17 protein-coding genes are annotated in these 16,976 nt (G+C 70.9%); 12 read left to right on the forward strand and 5 right to left on the reverse strand.

What is annotated here, in order from left to right:
* Positions 1–8 precede the first annotated feature (8 nt).
* Both RMT89_RS10020 and nudC read left to right on the forward strand, forming a co-directional pair.
* Entirely contained in the window at positions 9–1,412 is a 1,404-nt protein-coding gene (locus RMT89_RS10020) for a dipeptidase (protein ID WP_315883461.1), read from the forward strand.
* A gap of 156 nt (positions 1,413–1,568) precedes the next feature.
* Complete coding sequence (gene nudC / locus RMT89_RS10025; RefSeq protein WP_315883462.1) at positions 1,569–2,513, forward strand: NAD(+) diphosphatase; 945 nt, start codon at positions 1,569–1,571, stop codon at positions 2,511–2,513.
* A gap of 93 nt (positions 2,514–2,606) precedes the next feature.
* Here the strand turns inward: nudC and RMT89_RS10030 are convergent, their stop codons facing one another.
* Positions 2,607–2,849, reverse strand: a complete 243-nt coding sequence (locus RMT89_RS10030) for a mycoredoxin (protein ID WP_315883463.1) — start codon at positions 2,847–2,849, stop codon at positions 2,607–2,609.
* Positions 2,850–3,033: 184 nt separating this feature from the next.
* Here RMT89_RS10030 and RMT89_RS10035 point away from each other — a divergent pair, with 184 nt between their 5' ends.
* The 5 genes from RMT89_RS10035 (at position 3,034) to RMT89_RS10055 (ending at position 6,934) form a co-directional block, all read left to right on the forward strand.
* Positions 3,034–5,232, forward strand: coding sequence for an ATP-dependent DNA helicase UvrD2 (locus tag RMT89_RS10035; RefSeq protein ID WP_315883464.1), 2,199 nt, complete (start codon positions 3,034–3,036; stop codon positions 5,230–5,232).
* A gap of 165 nt (positions 5,233–5,397) precedes the next feature.
* Positions 5,398–5,727 (forward strand): hypothetical protein, encoded by a 330-nt coding sequence (locus tag RMT89_RS10040; protein ID WP_315883465.1) that lies wholly within the window; start codon positions 5,398–5,400, stop codon positions 5,725–5,727.
* Positions 5,728–5,901: 174 nt separating this feature from the next.
* A complete protein-coding gene (locus tag RMT89_RS10045) occupies positions 5,902–6,270 on the forward strand; it encodes a WhiB family transcriptional regulator (RefSeq protein ID WP_005480495.1) in 369 nt (122 codons plus the stop codon).
* Positions 6,267–6,590 carry a hypothetical protein gene (locus RMT89_RS10050; RefSeq protein ID WP_315883466.1) on the forward strand — a complete coding sequence of 108 codons (324 nt, stop codon included), beginning with the start codon at positions 6,267–6,269 and terminating at the stop codon, positions 6,588–6,590. The genes RMT89_RS10045 and RMT89_RS10050 overlap by 4 nt, the downstream gene beginning before the upstream one ends.
* A gap of 134 nt (positions 6,591–6,724) precedes the next feature.
* Complete coding sequence (locus RMT89_RS10055; RefSeq protein WP_315883467.1) at positions 6,725–6,934, forward strand: hypothetical protein; 210 nt, start codon at positions 6,725–6,727, stop codon at positions 6,932–6,934.
* Between the two features lie 3 nt (positions 6,935–6,937).
* Here RMT89_RS10055 and RMT89_RS10060 read toward each other — a convergent pair whose 3' ends face one another.
* On the reverse strand, positions 6,938–8,305 hold the full coding sequence (locus RMT89_RS10060; protein WP_315883468.1) for an AarF/UbiB family protein: 1,368 nt from the start codon (positions 8,303–8,305) through the stop codon (positions 6,938–6,940).
* A complete protein-coding gene (locus RMT89_RS10065) occupies positions 8,298–9,515 on the reverse strand; it encodes a TOMM precursor leader peptide-binding protein (RefSeq protein WP_315883469.1) in 1,218 nt (405 codons plus the stop codon). Before RMT89_RS10065 ends, RMT89_RS10060 begins: the two co-directional genes overlap by 8 nt.
* 256 nt (positions 9,516–9,771) lie before the next feature.
* On the opposite strand from RMT89_RS10065, the gene RMT89_RS10070 reads away from it, so the two are divergent.
* The 4 genes from RMT89_RS10070 (at position 9,772) to RMT89_RS10085 (ending at position 13,670) form a co-directional block, all read left to right on the forward strand.
* The gene (locus RMT89_RS10070) at positions 9,772–10,368 is read left to right on the forward strand and encodes a M48 family metallopeptidase (RefSeq protein WP_315883470.1); all 597 of its coding nucleotides are present in this window, start codon (positions 9,772–9,774) and stop codon (positions 10,366–10,368) included.
* A gap of 132 nt (positions 10,369–10,500) precedes the next feature.
* The gene (locus tag RMT89_RS10075; protein ID WP_315883471.1) at positions 10,501–12,204 is read left to right on the forward strand and encodes a TerD family protein; all 1,704 of its coding nucleotides are present in this window, start codon (positions 10,501–10,503) and stop codon (positions 12,202–12,204) included.
* 13 nt (positions 12,205–12,217) lie between these two features.
* A complete protein-coding gene (locus RMT89_RS10080) occupies positions 12,218–12,898 on the forward strand; it encodes an AIM24 family protein (RefSeq protein WP_315883472.1) in 681 nt (226 codons plus the stop codon).
* 16 nt (positions 12,899–12,914) lie between these two features.
* Positions 12,915–13,670 (forward strand): AIM24 family protein, encoded by a 756-nt coding sequence (locus RMT89_RS10085; RefSeq protein ID WP_315883473.1) that lies wholly within the window; start codon positions 12,915–12,917, stop codon positions 13,668–13,670.
* Positions 13,671–13,714: 44 nt separating this feature from the next.
* On the opposite strand, the gene RMT89_RS10090 is transcribed toward RMT89_RS10085, so the two are convergent.
* Positions 13,715–14,230, reverse strand: a complete 516-nt coding sequence (locus RMT89_RS10090; protein WP_315883474.1) for an NUDIX hydrolase — start codon at positions 14,228–14,230, stop codon at positions 13,715–13,717.
* Positions 14,227–15,645, reverse strand: a complete 1,419-nt coding sequence (locus RMT89_RS10095; RefSeq protein ID WP_315883475.1) for a zinc-dependent metalloprotease — start codon at positions 15,643–15,645, stop codon at positions 14,227–14,229. The genes RMT89_RS10090 and RMT89_RS10095 overlap by 4 nt, the downstream gene beginning before the upstream one ends.
* A 193-nt stretch (positions 15,646–15,838) precedes the next feature.
* On the opposite strand from RMT89_RS10095, the gene RMT89_RS10100 reads away from it, so the two are divergent.
* The gene (locus RMT89_RS10100) at positions 15,839–16,951 is read left to right on the forward strand and encodes an SDR family oxidoreductase (RefSeq protein WP_315883476.1); all 1,113 of its coding nucleotides are present in this window, start codon (positions 15,839–15,841) and stop codon (positions 16,949–16,951) included.
* The last annotated feature ends 25 nt before the right edge of the window (positions 16,952–16,976 follow it).

Below are 16,976 nucleotides of genomic sequence, written 5' to 3' on the forward strand. Positions count from 1 at the left end.
TCGTGACCATGAGCCAGACCCCGGACAAAGCCGTCCGTACGTACATCGAGCAGCACCGCGCCGCCTTCCTCGACGACCTCGCCGCATGGCTGCGCATCCCCTCCGTGTCGGCCCAGCCCGACCACGCGCCCGATGTACGACGCAGCGCCGACTGGCTCGCCGCCAAGCTCACCGGGACCGGCTTTCCGACCGTCGAGATCTGGCAGACACCCGGCGCCCCGGCCGTCTTCGCCGAGTGGACCTCCGATGACCCCGAGGCGCCCACCGTCCTCGTCTACGGCCATCACGACGTGCAGCCCGCCGCCCGCGAGGACGGCTGGGACAGCGACCCCTTCGACCCCGTCGTCCGGGGGAACCGCCTCTACGCGCGCGGGGCGGCCGACGACAAAGGCCAGGTGTTCTTCCACACACTCGGCGTCCGCGCCCACCTCGCCGCGACCGGCCGCACCGCCCCTGCCGTCAACCTGAAGCTGCTGATCGAGGGTGAGGAGGAGTCAGGCTCGCCGCACTTCGAGGCCCTCGTCGAGGAGCACGCCGACCGGCTCGCCGCCGACGCCGTGATCGTCTCCGACACCGGTATGTGGTCCGAGGACACCCCCACCGTGTGCACCGGTATGCGCGGCCTCACCGAGTGCGAGATCCGGCTGTACGGACCCGACCAGGACATCCACTCCGGCTCCTTCGGCGGCGCCGTGCCCAACCCGGCCACCGCAGCCGCCCGTCTGGTCGCCGCCCTCCACGACGAGCACGGGCGCGTGGCGATCCCCGGCTTCTACGACGGCGTCGTCGAGCTCACCGACCGCGAGCGGGAGCTCTTCGCCGAGCTGTCCTTCGACGAGCAGCGGTGGCTGCGCACCGCCAAGTCCTACGCCACCCACGGCGAGGCCGGGTACACCACCCTGGAGCGCATCTGGGCCCGCCCCACCGCCGAGGTCAACGGCATCGGCGGCGGCTACCAGGGCCCGGGCAGCAAGACGATCGTCCCGTCCGGCGCGATGCTGAAGCTCTCCTTCCGCATGGTGGCGGGCCAGGAACCCGGGCACATCGAGAAGGTGGTCCGCGCGTGGGCGGCCGAGCAGGTGCCCGCCGGAATCCGCTGCGAGGTCGTCTTCGGCCCGGCCACGCGCCCGTGCCTGACACCGCTGGACCACCCCGCCCTGCAGTCCGTGGCCCGCGCCATGGGCCGCGCCTTCGAGAAGCCCGTGGGCTACACCCGCGAGGGCGGCTCGGGCCCGGCCGCCACCCTCCAGGAAGTGCTCGGCGCCCCCGTGCTCTTCCTGGGCATCTCCGTTCCCTCCGACGGCTGGCACGCGCCGAACGAGAAGGTCGAACTGGACCTGCTGCTCAAGGGCGTCGAAGCCACCGCGTACCTGTGGGGCGACCTCGCGGAGAACTGGCGCCATGCGCCCTGACCGCCCGGCACCGTCCGGAGCGGCACCGCGCGCGGGGCACACTGGTAGAGCCGCCCCGTACCGCACCGGCCTGCCGGACACGGTCCCCTCCCGTCCCACGTCCCGCTGAACCGCCCGCCGAAATCAACCGTTCCACCGGGGGAGTTGGAAGCACCCGTGACCACCTGGACCGACCACACCGCCGACCGCCCCATTTCGCTCACCGCCCCGAGCGGCATCGACCGCGCCGCCCACCACCGCCTCGACGAGGCCTGGCTGGCGGCGGCATGGAGCCACCCCACGACCCGCTGCTTCGTGGTCTCCGGCGGCCAGGTCCTGATCGACGAGACGGCCGACGGCCGTACCGAACTCGTCATGACCCCCTCCTTCGAGGCCCCCCTCACCGAGGCACACCGCTACTTCCTCGGCATCGACGAGGACGGCGTCAGCTACTTCGCACTCCAGAAGGACGCCCTGCCCGGCCGTATCGACCAGTCCGCCCGTCCGGCCGGACTGCGTGAGGCGGGCCTGCTGCTGTCCCCGCGCGACATCGGCCTGATGGTGCACGCGGTCGGCCTGGAGAACTGGCAGCGCACCCACCGCTTCTGCTCCCGCTGCGGTGAACGCACGGTGATCGCCGCCGCCGGGCACATCCGCCGCTGCCAGGCGTGCGGCGCCGAGCACTACCCGCGCACCGACCCGGCCGTGATCATGGCCGTCACCGACGAGGACGACCGCATCCTGCTGGGCCGCCAGGTCCACTGGCCCGAGGGCCGCTTCTCCACGCTCGCCGGCTTCGTCGAGCCCGGTGAGTCCATCGAGCAGACGGTGCGCCGCGAGGTCTTCGAAGAGGCCGGGATCACCGTCGGGCAGGTCGAGTACGTCGCCAGCCAGCCGTGGCCCTTCCCGTCCAGCCTGATGCTGGGCTTCATGGCACGCGCCATTTCCACCGAGATCGACGTCGACGGCGACGAGATCCACGAGGCCCGCTGGTTCTCCCGTGACGAACTGGGCGCCGCCTTCGAATCGGGCGAGGTGCTCCCGCCCTACGGCATCTCGATCGCGGCCCGCCTGATCGAGCTCTGGTACGGCAAGCCGCTGCCGACGCGAAGTTTCATCTGACACGGCTTCATCCGACACAGCTTCATCACAGCCGGAAGGCGGTTCCCAGATCTCCTGGGAACCGCCTTTCGGGTAGCGCCGGACAGCGAGCCGTCAGACTCCGACCTTCTGCTTGACCTGAGCCAGCGACGGGTTGGTGAGCGTGGAGCCGTCCGCGAAGAGAACGGTCGGGACCGTCTGGTTTCCGCCATTGGCCTTCTCGACGAACGCCGCGGAATCCGGGTCCTGCTCGATGTTGATCTCGGTGTACGCGATGCCCTCGCGGTCCAGCTGCTTCTTCAGCCGCTGGCAGTAGCCGCACCAGGTGGTGCTGTACATCGTCACAGTGCCCTGCATGTCTCGCGCGCTCCTTCGATGGCTCGGGGACCAGGTCGTCCGATGAGGGAACGTACGCGACCGGGCCGCCATTCCCGCCGGGGGTATGCCCGGCGACGTGACGCCCGCCGCATTAGTACGACTGCGAGGCCCTGCCTGTGGACAACCGGCTCACCCGTCTCCGGCGACCTGGCAGCATGGCGGTGTGACAGCAGCAACGCACTCCCCGCTCTTCCCGCAGGTACCGGACTCGGCCGACGCGGTGCTCCAGGGGCTCGACCCCGAGCAGCGCGAAGTGGCCACCGCCCTGCACGGACCGGTGTGCGTGCTGGCCGGGGCCGGTACGGGCAAGACGCGGGCGATCACCCACCGCATCGCCTACGGAGTGCGCGCCGGGATCCTCCAGCCGTCCACCGTGCTGGCGGTCACCTTCACCAACCGTGCCGCCGGAGAGATGCGGGGCCGACTGCGGCAGCTCGGCGCCGGGGGCGTCCAGGCCCGGACCTTCCACTCGGCCGCCCTGCGACAGCTCCAGTACTTCTGGCCGAAAGCGATCGGTGGCTCCATGCCCCGGCTCGTGGACCGCAAGATCCAGCTCGTCGCGGACGCGGCCGCCGCCTGCCGCATCCGCCTTGACCGGGGCGAGCTGCGGGACACCACTGGCGAGATCGAATGGTCCAAGGTCACCCAGACCGTCCCCGCCGACTACGCGCTCGCCGCCGCCAAGGCCGGCCGAGAGACCCCCCGCGACCCGGCCGAGATCGTCCAGCTCTACTCCGCCTACGAGGACCTCAAGCGCGAGCGCGGCGTGATCGACTTCGAGGACGTGCTGCTGCTGACCGTGGCGATCCTCCAGGACCGCCATGACATCGCCGAACAGGTCCGCTCCCAGTACCAGCACTTCGTGGTCGACGAGTACCAGGACGTCAGCCCCCTCCAGCAGCGCCTGCTGGAACTGTGGCTCGGCGACCGGGACAACCTGTGTGTGGTCGGCGACGCCAGCCAGACGATCTACTCGTTCACGGGAGCAACCCCCGACCATCTGCTCGACTTCCGCACCCGCCACCCCGGCGCCACCGTCGTCAAGCTGGTCCGCGACTACCGTTCCACCCCCCAGGTCGTCCACCTCGCCAACGGCCTGCTCGCCCAGGCCCGGGGCCGCGCCGCCGATCACCGCCTGGAACTGATCTCCCAGCGAGACCCGGGCCCCGAGCCCGGCTACGCCGAGTACACCGACGAGCCCGCCGAGGCCGAGGGCGCCGCCCGACGCATCCGCGAGCTCATCGACTCCGGAGTCCCGGCCAGCGAGATCGCCGTCCTGTTCCGTACGAACTCCCAGTCCGAGACCTACGAACAGGCCCTCGCCGACGCCGGCATCCCCTACCAGCTGCGCGGCGCGGAGCGCTTCTTCGACCGTCCCGAAGTGCGCAAGGCCGGTATCGCCCTGCGCGGGGCGGCCCGCTTCGGCGGCAACGACTCCCTCCTCGACGACGCCGTCGACCTGCCGGCCCAGGTGCGCGCCGTGCTCTCCGGGGAGGGCTGGACCACCGAGCCGCCCGCAGGATCCGGCGCGGTCAGAGAGCGCTGGGAGTCCCTGGCCGCCCTGGTCAACCTCGCCCAGGACTTCGCCGTCGCCAGACCCGGCGCCACCCTCGGCGACCTCGTCGCCGAACTCGACGAACGGGCGAACGCCCAGCACGCCCCCACCGTCCAGGGCGTCACCCTCGCCTCCCTGCACTCGGCCAAGGGCCTGGAGTGGGACGTCGTCTTCCTCGTCGGTGTCGCCGAGGGCATGATGCCGATCACCTACGCAAAGACCGACGAGCAGATCGAGGAGGAACGCCGGCTCCTCTATGTCGGCGTCACCCGCGCCCGGGAGCACCTCCATGTCTCCTGGTCCCTCGCCCGCTCACCCGGCGGCCGCGCCAACCGTCGCCCCAGCCGGTTTCTCGACGGGCTGCGCCCCGGCGGCTCCACCGGCACCGCGGGCCGCGCCGGCGCGGGGCGCTCCGGGGGCGTGGAGCGCGGCTTCACCACCAGACCGGACGCCGCCCCGCGCCGCACCCAGCGCACCGTCGCCCGCTGCCGGGTCTGCGGACGCACCCTCACCGACGCCGGCGAGATGAAACTGATGCGCTGCGAGGACTGCCCGTCCGACATGGACGAGGGGCTGTACGAGCGGCTCCGCGAGTGGCGCGCGGACCAGGCCCGGCGCAGCGGGCAGCCCGCCTTCTGCGTCTTCACCGACAAGACGCTGATGGCGATCGCCGAGTCGAGCCCCGACGACGAGGGCGACCTCGCGCGGATTCCCGGGGTCGGCGTGCGCAAGCTCAACCGCTACGGAGCCGATGTCCTGGCCATCTGCGCAGGCCGGCAGCCCGGGGGAGACGAAGACGGGGACTGAAACGAACTCGTCGAAAAAATAGTTTGCGCATGCCCCAGCAATCCCCATAGGTTCTTAGGCATTGGAACGGAGGCCTTCCTGGAGGCCCCAATTCCGTGTTGTACTTGCATACCCGCCGGACTGGCTCACCCCAGTTCCCCAAGACGCCGAGAGGAGGCGAGCCCAGTGATCAGCATCAAGGCCAGCTCCACCATCAGCACCGTGAAAATGACCGATCGCTCGGTCGTCGCCTCCCTGTGCATGCTCGGCGCCTCGAACCCGGGCACCGGTCTGTCCGGCATCCGTGCCGTGCGTCCGGCCGCCTCCCTGTCTCTCGCGGGTCTTCCCATCCGTGAGCGCAATGAGCGACCGACCCAGGCACTGGAAGCGGCAGTAGTGGCACAGGCGCAGGCCTATGCCTTTACGGCGACCGGTGCCGGATTCCGGAAGCAGACGACGCAGCACCACCAGATGTGGGCCTTCCGTGGGCCAGAACCCTGGAGTGATCCAGCCTGATTGATCAGGCCGGCGCCTTCAGGGCCGCGGAACCCCATCCGGGATCCGCGGCCCTTCTGTTTGTCCCCGAACGGGGACGACGGAGCGAAGGGGCCTCGGGACAAGAAAAGAACCCGGTACCAGCCGCCACCCGGTCCAACCCCGACCGGAACGACCAGACGAGGAAGACGAACCGTGCAACTCGAAGCGCACGCCCCGTCCGTACCGCCTTCCGAAACGATCCCCCCGCCCGGCCTCACGGAGGACTCCACCTTGACCCCGCTCACTGCGCTCACCGCGCTCGACGACGCCATCGAGAACCTCGGCGTACCCGTCCCCTGCCGCTCCTACGACCCGGAGGTCTTCTTCGCGGAGTCGCCGGCGGACGTCGAGTACGCCAAGTCCCTGTGCCGCACCTGCCCGCTGATGGAGGCCTGCCTCGCCGGCGCCAAGGAGCGGCGTGAGCCCTGGGGCGTCTGGGGTGGCGAGCTGTTCGTCCAGGGTGTAGTCGTCGCCCGGAAGCGGCCGCGTGGCCGCCCGCGCAAGAACCCGGTCACGGCATGAACACCGCAGGAACGATCGACCGCCCCCTCACGCACGACCCCAAGAAGCAGGCCCCGATGAAGCCGTCCACCAACGAACTTGCAGGCGCCACGCCTGAAGACTTCACCTCCACCGGCGCGATCGACTCGCGTCAGAACAGGACCCGCGAAATGCAACTCATCCCAGAAGCCCTGGCTCGTGCGCATATGCACGAGCGCCTGCACGAGGCGGATCGGGAACGCCGAGCGCTGCGCCTGGTGACCGCCCGCCGTATGCAGCGCCGCGCCGAGCGTGCCTCGCGGCGCGCCCGCCGCGCGATCGCCATGGCGGTCATGCAGTAATCGACCCGACTGAAGCAGTCGCCTCCCGGCGTGGGAGGAAGTCGCTCCCCGCGGGGGCCGGTCCGTCCGAACGGACCGGCCCCCGCGGTGCGTTGTGCGCGCCGAGGCGTCGAAGGCGGCGATATCGTCGCGGGGTGACGAGTCTTCCCGGCGGCAGTGACGACCCTGACTCCGCCACGGAGCAACAAGCCCTGGTGTGCGCCGGCTGTGGCGTCAAGGCCGAGAGCCCCCAGCCCACCTGGACCTTCTCCGTGGAGAACGGCGAACGTCGCTACTTCTGCGACGCGTGTTCCCGGGAGAACCTCAGGGCGATCGAGGGACGGCTGGACTCGTCCTGGTGGTAGGGCTCAGGCCTCCGCGACCGACTCCTCCGGAACCTCGTCCTCCAGCACGAAGCCGGGCAGCCACTCCTCCAGCTCCTCGCGCAGCCGGACCGTGGCCCCCAGCTGGCACAGGACGCCGATCGTGCTCAGTGTCACCCGGTGTATCAGCAGATAGGAGGGCGGCAGATTGAGCTGCTTGCCCAGCTGATAGGCAGGAGAGCGAGGGTCGGCGACACGGGCCGCCTGGCTGCGCATCCAGCCCCGGGTGAAGGTGAACGCGTCGATCTGTGCCGGTTCGATGATCGGCAGGAGGTAGTCGAGGACGGCGTCCGGGTCCAGCTCTATGGACTCCTTGACGAAGCCCTCCCGGCACAGCAGCTCGTAGACGCCCTCCGCGTCGCCGTCCAGGGTCATACGCAGCGACTCACCGATCGGGGTGGGCAGACCTCCGGGCAGTCGGTCGACCGTGCCGAAGTCCAGGACGCCGAGGCGCCATTCCTCCTCGTCGTCCGGGCCGCCGGGCAGCAGACGGAAGTTGCCGGGGTGCGGGTCGGCGTGCAGCAGGCCGGTGCGGGCCGGGCCGGAGAAGAGGAAGCGGGCGAGCAGCTGGCCTGCGCGGTCGCGCTGCCCCTCGGTGCCGTCGGCGATGATCTCCGACAGCGGGATGCCGTCGATCCACTCGGTGATCAGAACTTGGTCGCACTGATGGACCACGTCGGGCACCAGGACGTCCGGGTCGCCCGCGAACTCCTCCGCGTGGACCCGCTGCGCCTGGGCCTCAAGGCCGTAGTCCAGTTCCTCGGAGACACGGTCCTTCAGCTCCGTGATGAGCGGCTTGATGTCCATGCCGGGGACCAGCGGGCCCAACAGACGGGCGAACCTGCTCAGTTGGGTGAGGTCGGAGAGCAGGGCCTCCCCCGCGCCCGGGTACTGGACCTTGACCGCCACCGCACGCCCGTCCTGCCACACCGCCCGGTGCACCTGACCGATGGAGGCCGCCGCGGAGGGCTTGTCGTCGAACTCGACGAACAGCTCGCGCCAGTCCTCACCTAGCCGCTCGGCGAGCACAGCGTGCACCGTGCGCGTCGGCATCGGCGGCGCCGCCTCCTGGAGCTTCGTCAGCGCCGCGCGGTAGGGACCGGCGACCTCCTCGGGCAACGCCGACTCGAAGACGGACAGGGCCTGCCCGAATTTCATCGCACCGCCCTTGAGCTCACCGAGCACCTTGAACATCTGCTCGGCGGTGCGCTGCTGCAGCTCTCTGCCGACGAGCTCCGCGGACTCGCCCACGATTCGCTTGCCCAGTCCCCAGGTCGCCCGTCCGGCGAAGCCGAGCGGGAGTGCGGCGAGCTTGGCGGTCCGGGTGACCGCCTTCCGGGGAAGATCAGACATGCGCCCTCCAGGTCCCAGCCGGCCGCGGGTCAGCCTGACGGCGTGACGTTCTCGACGGCCGTTGCTCCACCATTGTCTCGTGCGCCTCCCTGTCCTTGGAGGTGTGTCCTTCCTTACCTTTCTCCGCGGCCCCGCACGGGCATGCGGGATGGGCCCAGACCGGCCGCGCGTGCCAGGTCAGACCGGGCAGCGACACCTCCCATCGGACACCCGCGCTGGAGGGAGCCCCGCCGTCGAGGAACGCCAGCGCGTGCGCCGCCGCCAGTCCCGCGACCGTCGTGGCCAGCGTCAGATCGCAGGCCGGCACCGGGCGGGCCTTCCCTCCACCCGAACGCCACTGGGCGACCAGCCGGGGCCAGACCGGGTCCCGGTCGGTGCGTCCCTCGTGCAGACAGCCCGCGCAGCCTGTCTCGCCCGGCAGGACGAGCGGACCGACGACACCGGTTCCCTCGACCACTCCCGCGTAGAGATGCGGCGTACCGGAGGCGATCAGCGGATCGGCGGTGGACGGGACGGGCGCGTGCACCGCGACCTCGTCCCGTGGGGCGAGGATCACCAGGGAGTGGCCCGGATCGGCGTCCTCGGGCGGTGACTGAGGGCCGCGGCGGGGCGGGCGGGCCGGGGCCGCTCGGCGTACGGCCCGGCGGGCGGCCTCGTCCCTGCGCTCGCCGATCGCCTCGGAGGGCAGCCCGCCCGGTGCCACGTCCCACGGCTCGACCCGGCCGCCGTCGCGCACCTCGACCTCGCCGACACCCGCGCCCGACAACAGTGCGGCCAGCACCGCGCCCACCCGGCCGGCGCCGCGCACCTGCACCCGCAGGGAGCGGCGGGCGGCAAGCCGGTGCATGGCCTCGCCCGGCTCGGACGTGGTCAGGGAGAGCGAGGCCAGATCGGGGCGGAGCCGGTCCAGGACCTCCTTCTTCCCGCGCAGTTCGGCACCGCGCGAACCGCCCCCGCGCGCGTCGTCGAGCAGCCCGGCCCGCGTCAGCCGGGTCACAAGACCGTCGACATGGCCGTCGGGCAGGCGCATCCTCCGGCCCTCCGCGCGCAGCAGCTCCAGCCCTCGGGTGCCGTTGAGCAGGTCGAGGAAGCTGCCCGTGGCCGTGTCCATCGGGCCGAGCGTCATCGCGTGCGCCGGAGTCATCCCGAACTGCACGGTATTGAGATCGCGCCAGCCCCGCCTGAGCGCCGGTTTCACCATCGGATGCATGACAGGCCCCCGTAGTCATGGTTCGTCCCCGTAAGCCGGAGTCGTCGCGCGAGTGCAAAGGTAGTCACCCGCGTGCAACAGGCACTCGCTCGCGGCTGCCCCGGCGAGAGCCAGCATGCCCGGATGCGCGGTCCGGCGCCGAAAGTTGTCCACAGGCCCAGGGATTCTTCGTACAAATCAAACGCATGGTGGGGTCTAGGCGCCGAACCGTACCGGAGTCGGGACTTCCCCCGTGTGCAGCGGGTAACGTCGGGGCGTGTCCGTCGACCCACTGCACCGCGCCGGAACGCCACAGCGCCGCACGACGAGCCCGCCGCCGAACGGTTCGGGGGCGAGCGCGATCGAGGTGCGCAGAAGTCCCCGGCGCCGCAGGACGGTCTCCGCGTACCGCGAGGGTGATCGGACCGTCGTGCTCATCCCCGCCCGGATGTCCGAGGCGGAGGAGCAGCGCTGGGTGAGCGTCATGCTCGACAAGCTGGCCGCCCAGGAGAGCAAGCGGGTTCTCGGCGACACCGAGCTGGCGGAGCGCGCTGAGCGGCTCTCCGCCCAGTACTTCGACGGCCGCGCCCGGCCCAGCTCGGTCCGCTGGGTCACCAACCAGAACACGCGCTGGGGCTCGTGCACCCCCTCCGAGGGCAGCATCCGTCTGTCGCACCGGCTGCAGGGCATGCCCGAGTACGTCGTCGACTACGTCCTGCTGCACGAGCTCGCGCATCTGCTCGTGCCCGGTCACGGGCCCCGGTTCTGGCGGCTGCTGGAGGCGTACCCGCGGACCGAGCGGGCCCGGGGTTACCTCGAAGGAGTGGTCGCCGCCGATCGGCTGCCGCATCTGCCCGGCGCACGCGGAGAGTGACCGCTCCCCGACCTTCAGGTACCGCGGGGCGCTGGTTCTGTACCGGCTCTGTACCGACTTCGTCCGGTGTCCGAGTTTGCCGTTAGCCTGACGCGACGCACTCATATTCGGGATGGGGGACGGTCGTTACGCATGGCCAGGGAATTCCAACGCGGCCACAAGGCCAGGATCAGTGACCTCACCGCGGGCACGGATCTGTACGTAGGTGTGCAGATCTCCGGTCCCGGTCTGACCTTCGACATCAGCTGCTTCGGCCTCGACGCCGATGAACGGCTCTCGGACGACCGTTACTTCGTCTTCTTCAACCAGCCGAAGACCCCCGAGGAGTCCGTCCAGCTCCTGGGTGCCCAGGCCGGTGACACGGAGTCCTTCCGGGTCACGCTGGAGCGGATCCCGCCGCAGATCCAGAAGCTGTCGTTCACCGCGACGATCGACGGCGCCGGGCAGATGTCGCAGATCAGTCCCGGATACATCCGCATCGTGGCCGGTGGCGAGGAAGTCGCCCGGTACGCGTTCAGCGGCTCGGAGTTCAGCACCGAACGGGCCGTCATGCTGGGCGACTTCTACCTGAAGGACGTCTGGCGGTTCGCCGCGGTCGGACAGGGCTTCGACGGCGGCCTGGACGCGCTGCTGAAGAACTTCGGCGGCGAGGTCATGGAGGAGGAGACTCCCGCCCCGGCCCCGCAGCAGCCGCAGTCCGGCGCGGCCCCCGGTTTCGCGCCCCCGGCGCAGGCCGCCGCACCGCCGTCCTTCGGCGCCCCGGCAGCACCGGCGCCCGCTCCGGCACCGGCCCCCGCGCCCGCTCCGGCCCCCGCGCCGCAGCCCGCAGCCCAGGGCTTCGCGCCCCCGCCGGGAGCCACGCCGCCACCGCCCCCGGCCCCGTCGGTGCACGCCCAGCCGACGATCATCGCCCCCATGACGCCGCCCAGCGGCACCCAGGTGCCGCCGCCGGCCCCGGCCCCCGCGCCCTACGGCCAGCCCGCTCAGCCGCAGCAGCCGTACGGCCAGCCGCCGAGCGCACCGCTGCCCCCGGGCTACAGCCAGCCCCAGGCACCGCAGGCTCCCCAGGGGTACGGCCAGCCGACGCCGCCCCCCGGCTACGGCCAGCAGTCGGCGTACGGGCAGGTCCCGGGCCAGCCCGCCCCCTACGGCGCTCCCCAGGGTGCTCCGGCGGCGCCCGGTGTGGCCGCCGCGCTGGAGCAGTTCAGGGAGACACCCACCGGGCAGCGCTGGACGCAGCAGAACAAGAAGATGGTCCGCGTAGACCTCGGCATCGGCGGGCAGCCGGTGCTGGCCCGGCAGGGCAGCATGGTGCTCTACCAGGGCAAGGTCGACTTCAGCTACAAGGGCGCCGGGTTCGCGGGCCGTATCGCGGGCAACGCCACCGGCCAGGAGTTGCAGCTGATGCGCTGCACCGGCCAGGGTCAGGTGTTCCTCGCCGAGAACTCCACGATGCTGCACCCCATCGAGCTCCAGGGCGACGGGGTCTGCGTCTCCGCCGAGAACGTCCTCGCCTTCGACGAGGGCCTCCAGTACGAGGTCCGCCGTATCGAGGGGCACGGCATCCCCGGCGGCGCGCTGTTCACGATGCAGTTCACCGGCACCGGCACGATCGTCCTCAAGACGCACGGCACGCCCCTCGTCCTGCCGGTCACGCCGACCACCTTCGCCGACTGCAACGCCGTGGTCGCCTGGTCGGCCGCCGCCCAGGTGGTCGTCTCCAGCCAGGTCCGCATGCGGCGCAACGCCTACCCCGGTGACACCGGAGAGAGTGTCAATCTCCAGTTCCGGGCCGCTCCCGGCAACTTCGTCGTCGTCCAGCCGTACGAGATCTGAGGGAGAGCCCGTCATGAACCAGCCGCTCGCGGGCTACGCTCCCGCACCCGTCACCGCCCGCATGGAGAACCACGGCAACCACATGGTGAAGGTCGCCATGCAGACCGGGAACGACCTCCTCGCGCGCGTGGGGTCGATGGTCGCCTACGAGGGCTTCGTCCAGTACGAGCCCAACCCGCCGGCCGTGCGCCAGATCGCCAAGGACTGGATGACCGGCGAGGGCGCGCCCCTGATGAAGTGCTCCGGCGACGGACTGCTCTACCTCGCCGACTACGGCGCGAACGTCGTCGTCATCAACCTCAACGGCGATGGGATCTCCGTCAACGCCACCAACCTGCTCGCCTTCGACGCGCATCTGACGTGGGGCGTGGAGCGCGTGAAGGGCCTGGCGAAGTTCGCCGGACAGGGCCTGTGGAACACCAGGATCTCCGGGCAGGGCTGGGTCGCGCTGACCTCCCGGGGCAAGCCGATCGTCGTCGACTGCGGCGGCGGCGAGAACGAGACGTACGTCGACCCGGACGCGCTCGTCGCCTGGTCCCCGAACCTCAAGGTGAAGGGCAAGCGCAGCTTCAAGGCACAGTCGCTGATCGGCCGGGGCAGCGGCGAGGCCTACCAGATGGCCTTCTCCGGCCAGGGCATCGTCGTCGTCCAGCCCAGCGAGGACAGCACCGACCGCCTCCGAGTCCGGGGCTGAGGGGGAGCACCACACCATGCAGAGCCCGCTTTTCGCCCACAACGACCAGCAGACCCAGGAGCGCTGGAGCCTGCAGAACAAGCAGATGCTCCGGCTCACCCTGGAGGGCCACGACGACATCCTCGCCCGCAAGGGCACCATGGTCGCCTACCAGGGCCTGATCGAGTTCGACGCCGAGTACCAGAGCAACGACCAGGGACGCTCGCGTGCCCACACCGGCGAGGGCCTGGACCTGATGCGCTGCCACGGGCAGGGCACGGTCTACCTCGCCAACCTCAAGCAGCACATCCACATGGTGGATGTGGAGCAGGACGGGCTCACCGTCGACAGCAGCTATGTGCTGGCGATGGACTCCTCGCTGCACCACGAGGTCATCGCCGTGGACAGCCTGTACGGCATCTCCGGCTCGGGTAGGTACCAGCTCAACATCACCGGCCGCGGCAAGGTCGCCCTCATGACCTCCGGGATGCCGCTGATGATGCAGGTCACCCCGGACAAGTACGTCAACTGCGACGCCGACGCGATCGTCGCCTGGTCCACCAGCCTGCGCGTCCAGATGCAGGCCCAGACGCACTCCTCCGGGGTGTGGCGGCGCCGCGGCAACACCGGTGAGGGCTGGGAGCTCAGCTTCATGGGCAGCGGCTACGCGCTCGTGCAGCCCAGCGAACTCCTGCCGCCGCAGAACGCCCAGATCGGCTCGGGCCTCGCCGCGCAGTACGGCATGGGCCAGCAGGGCGCCCGCGGCCAGAACCAGGGCAACGTCTGGAGCTGAGCCCGAGTAAGGGGTGACCGCAACGGCGGTCACCCCTTACCGCTTCAGAGACCGGCGCGGGTTGCTTCGAGCAGCCGTACGACGGAGGCGTCCGCTACGTCCGCCACCTCGTCGTAGGCGAACCAGCGCAGGTCGAGCGACTCGTCGCTGATCGCTTCCACGGCTCCGCTCGGGGCTATGGCGGCGTACTGCACGTCCAGGTGCCAGGCACAGGGCGTCAAGTGCCGGTCCAGGCGGACCGGGGTGCTCCGCAGCAGGCGCAGTGAGGGGATGCCCGACTCTTCCGTGGCCTCCCGGAGCGCGGCGCCCGCGAGTGTGTCGTCGCCCCGTTCGCAGTGACCGCCCATCTGGAGCCACATACGCAGCTTCTTGTGGAGCGTGAGCAGGACGCGATCACGCTCGGGGTCGATCACCAGGGCGCTTGCCGTGATGTGCCCGTCCTTGCAGTCCTTCCACATTCCGTTGGGATGACCGTCCAGATGGCCCAGGTAGACCTGACGCAGATCCAGCTGGTCCTCGTAGGCCTTCAGTACCTGGACCGCGTCGCCGTGCAGAGTCACTCGGAGTCGTCGTCCTTATCCGGCTTCCCGGCGGAGCCGTCCGCCGCCTCGCCGAGCATCTTGTCGAGCTCGGAGAAGTCCAGCTGCTCCCGGTGGACGAAGCCGTCCGGGTCGTCCAGGTCGGTCGCCGTCGGCAGCATGTCCGGGTGGGACCACAGGGCGTCGCGGCCGTCGACTCCGCGCGCGTCCGTCAGCGAGGCCCACAGACGCGAGGCGTCGCGCAGCCGGCGCGGGCGCAGCTCCAGACCGATCAGCGTGGCGAACGTCTGCTCGGCCGGACCGCCCGAGGCGCGGCGGCGGCGCAGGGTCTCGCGCAGCGCGTCCGCGGAGGACAGGCGCGGCTTCGCGGCCGCGTGCACCACCGCGTCCACCCAGCCCTCGACCAGCGCCAGAGCCGTCTCCAGACGGGCCAGGGCGGCCTTCTGCTCGGGCGTGTCCTCCGGCTGGAACATGCCCTGCTGAAGGGCGTCCTGCAGCTGCTCGGGGTTCTGCGGGTCGAACTGGCCGACCACGTCCTCCAGCTTGGCGGTGTCGACCTTGATCCCGCGCGCGTAGCCGTCGACGGCGCCGAACAGATGCGAGCGCAGCCATGGGACGTGGGCGAACAGGCGCTGGTGGGCGGCCTCGCGCAGGGCGAGATACAGCCGCACCTCCTCCTTGGACACGCCGAGGTCCTTGCCGAACGCCTCGATGTTCACCGGCAGCAGGGCGGCCTTGCCGGCCGGGCCGAGCGGCAGGCCGATGTCGGTGGAGCCGACGACCTCGCCCGCGAGCACGCCGACGGCCTGCCCGATCTGCGTGCCGAACATGGCGCCGCCCATGGAGCGCATCATGCCGATCAGCGGACCGGCCATGGCCTGCATCTCCTCCGGCAGGACATCGCCCATGGCGGTGCCGACACGCTCGGCGACCGGGTCCACGAGCTCCTTCCAGGCCGGCAGCGTCGCCTCGACCCACTCCGCGCGGGACCAGGCCACCGCGGAGCCGGCTCCGGACGGCAGCGATGTCGCGTCGTCGAGCCACAGGTCGGCCAGGCGGACGGCCTCCTCGACGGCGGTGCGCTCGGCGGGGCCGACGCTCGCGTCCTTGGTGCCGTCCGACGTGCCCTGGGAGACCGTCTGGCGGGCGATCTGCTTGGCCATGTCCCAGTTCACCGGACCGCCCTCGTACGAGAGCATCTGGCCGAGCTGCTGGAATGCGGCGCCCAGGTCGGTGGGGTTCAGCGAACCGAACATGGCGGCGAACGGATTGTCCGCACCGGGGCCGCCAAAGCCCCCGGCACCGGGCAGGCCGCCGAAACCGAACGGGTTGGCAGGTCCCTGACCACCACCGCTCTCCTGGTCCTTCTTCTTGCCCTCGTCGCCGTCGTCCGGCTCCTCCGGCGGAAGGCCGAATCCGAATGGGGTGTCACTCACGGGATTCCTCGGCTGGTAAGGCCGCCGGTTTCGCTCCGACGGCGCGACTGCCCGATAACACCACCCAGCGTAGACACCACGGGCGGTTAGGGCCTCGGTGCTTCGCCGACTCTCGGCCTGCGGCAGGATGGATGCCACCTGGTACGTACGCGTCACTCGCGTATCTACTGAAGACAACCGCTGGAGACGCCCGGTGAGTTCCCCTGATCCGCAGGTTCGCGCAGCGCGAAACCAGTCAACCAGTCCCGCCGCGCGCGGGCCCGTCGTGGCGGTCACCGGTGCCGCGTCCGGCGTCGGAGCGCTGCTCACCGAGCGGCTCGCCGCGTCCGAGGAGATCAAGCAGGTCATCGCCATCGACGAGCGGCGTGGCGAGTGCGCGGGTGCCCAGTGGCACATCCTGGACGTGCGGGACCCCGCCATCGCGGACAAGCTCCGAGGGGCGGACGTCGTCGTCCATCTCGCGCTCGATCTGGATCTGGAGACCGACGGTGCCGCCCGGACGGCGTACAACGTCCGGGGGACGCAGACCGTGCTGACGGCCGCGGCGGCCGCCGGGGTGCACCGGGTCGTTCTCTGTACGTCCTCGATGGTCTACGGCGCGCTTCCCGACAACGAGCTGCCGCTGTCGGAGGACGCGGAGCTGCGGGCGACCGCTGAGGCGACCGGGGTCGGGGATCTGCTGGAGATCGAGCGGCTCGCCCGGCGGGCGCCTCGGGCGCACCCGGGACTCAATGTGACCGTGGTGCGGCCCGCCGTGCTCGTAGGAGGCACCGACACCGCGCTGACCAGGTATTTCGAGTCGCCGAGGCTGTTGGTCGTCGCCGGCTCGCGGCCTGCCTGGCAGTTCTGTCACGTCGAGGATCTGTGCAGTGCTCTGGAGTACGCCGTCCTGGAGAAGGTCGACGGGGAGCTTGCCGTCGGGTGCGACGGGTGGCTGGAGCAGGAGGAGGTCGAGGAGCTCAGCGGGATCCGTCGGATGGAGCTGCCGTCCGCGGTCGCCCTGGGGGCGGCGGCTCGGCTGCACCGGATCGGGCTGACGCCTTCGCCGGCCGGGGATCTCGCTTACACGATGTATCCCTGGGTGGTGAGCGGGAGCCGGCTGCATGACGCGGGGTGGCGGCCGCAGTGGACGAACGAGGAGGTGCTGGCCGAGTTGCTGGAGGAGGTGACCGGGCGGCACACGGTGGCCGGGCGGCGGCTCGGGAGGAAGGACGCGACGGCTGCGGGTGCGGCCGGGGCGACGGTGGCGCTGCTGGGCGCGGCCGCGGTGGTGCGGCGGGCGCGGAAGGCTCGGCGGCGGATCTGATCGGGCGGGTCCGGTGCCGGGCCGC

Origin of the sequence: Streptomyces sp. P17, assembly GCF_032436805.1 — a bacterium.
Taxonomy (GTDB): Bacteria; Actinomycetota; Actinomycetes; order Streptomycetales; family Streptomycetaceae; genus Streptomyces.

Excerpts from the sequence above, each read along its gene's own strand:
- RMT89_RS10050 (WP_315883466.1), top strand. The coding sequence starts at position 6,267 with ATGAACACCGCAGGAACGATCGACCGCCCCCTCACGCACGACCCCAAG.
- RMT89_RS10080 (WP_315883472.1), top strand. The coding sequence starts at position 12,218 with ATGAACCAGCCGCTCGCGGGCTACGCTCCCGCACCCGTCACCGCCCGC.
- RMT89_RS10065 (WP_315883469.1), bottom strand. The coding sequence starts at position 9,515 with ATGCATCCGATGGTGAAACCGGCGCTCAGGCGGGGCTGGCGCGATCTC.
- RMT89_RS10020 (WP_315883461.1), top strand. The coding sequence starts at position 9 with ATGAGCCAGACCCCGGACAAAGCCGTCCGTACGTACATCGAGCAGCAC.
- RMT89_RS10075 (WP_315883471.1), top strand. The coding sequence starts at position 10,501 with ATGGCCAGGGAATTCCAACGCGGCCACAAGGCCAGGATCAGTGACCTC.
- RMT89_RS10060 (WP_315883468.1), bottom strand. The coding sequence starts at position 8,305 with ATGTCTGATCTTCCCCGGAAGGCGGTCACCCGGACCGCCAAGCTCGCC.
- RMT89_RS10085 (WP_315883473.1), top strand. The coding sequence starts at position 12,915 with ATGCAGAGCCCGCTTTTCGCCCACAACGACCAGCAGACCCAGGAGCGC.
- RMT89_RS10030 (WP_315883463.1), bottom strand. The coding sequence starts at position 2,849 with ATGCAGGGCACTGTGACGATGTACAGCACCACCTGGTGCGGCTACTGC.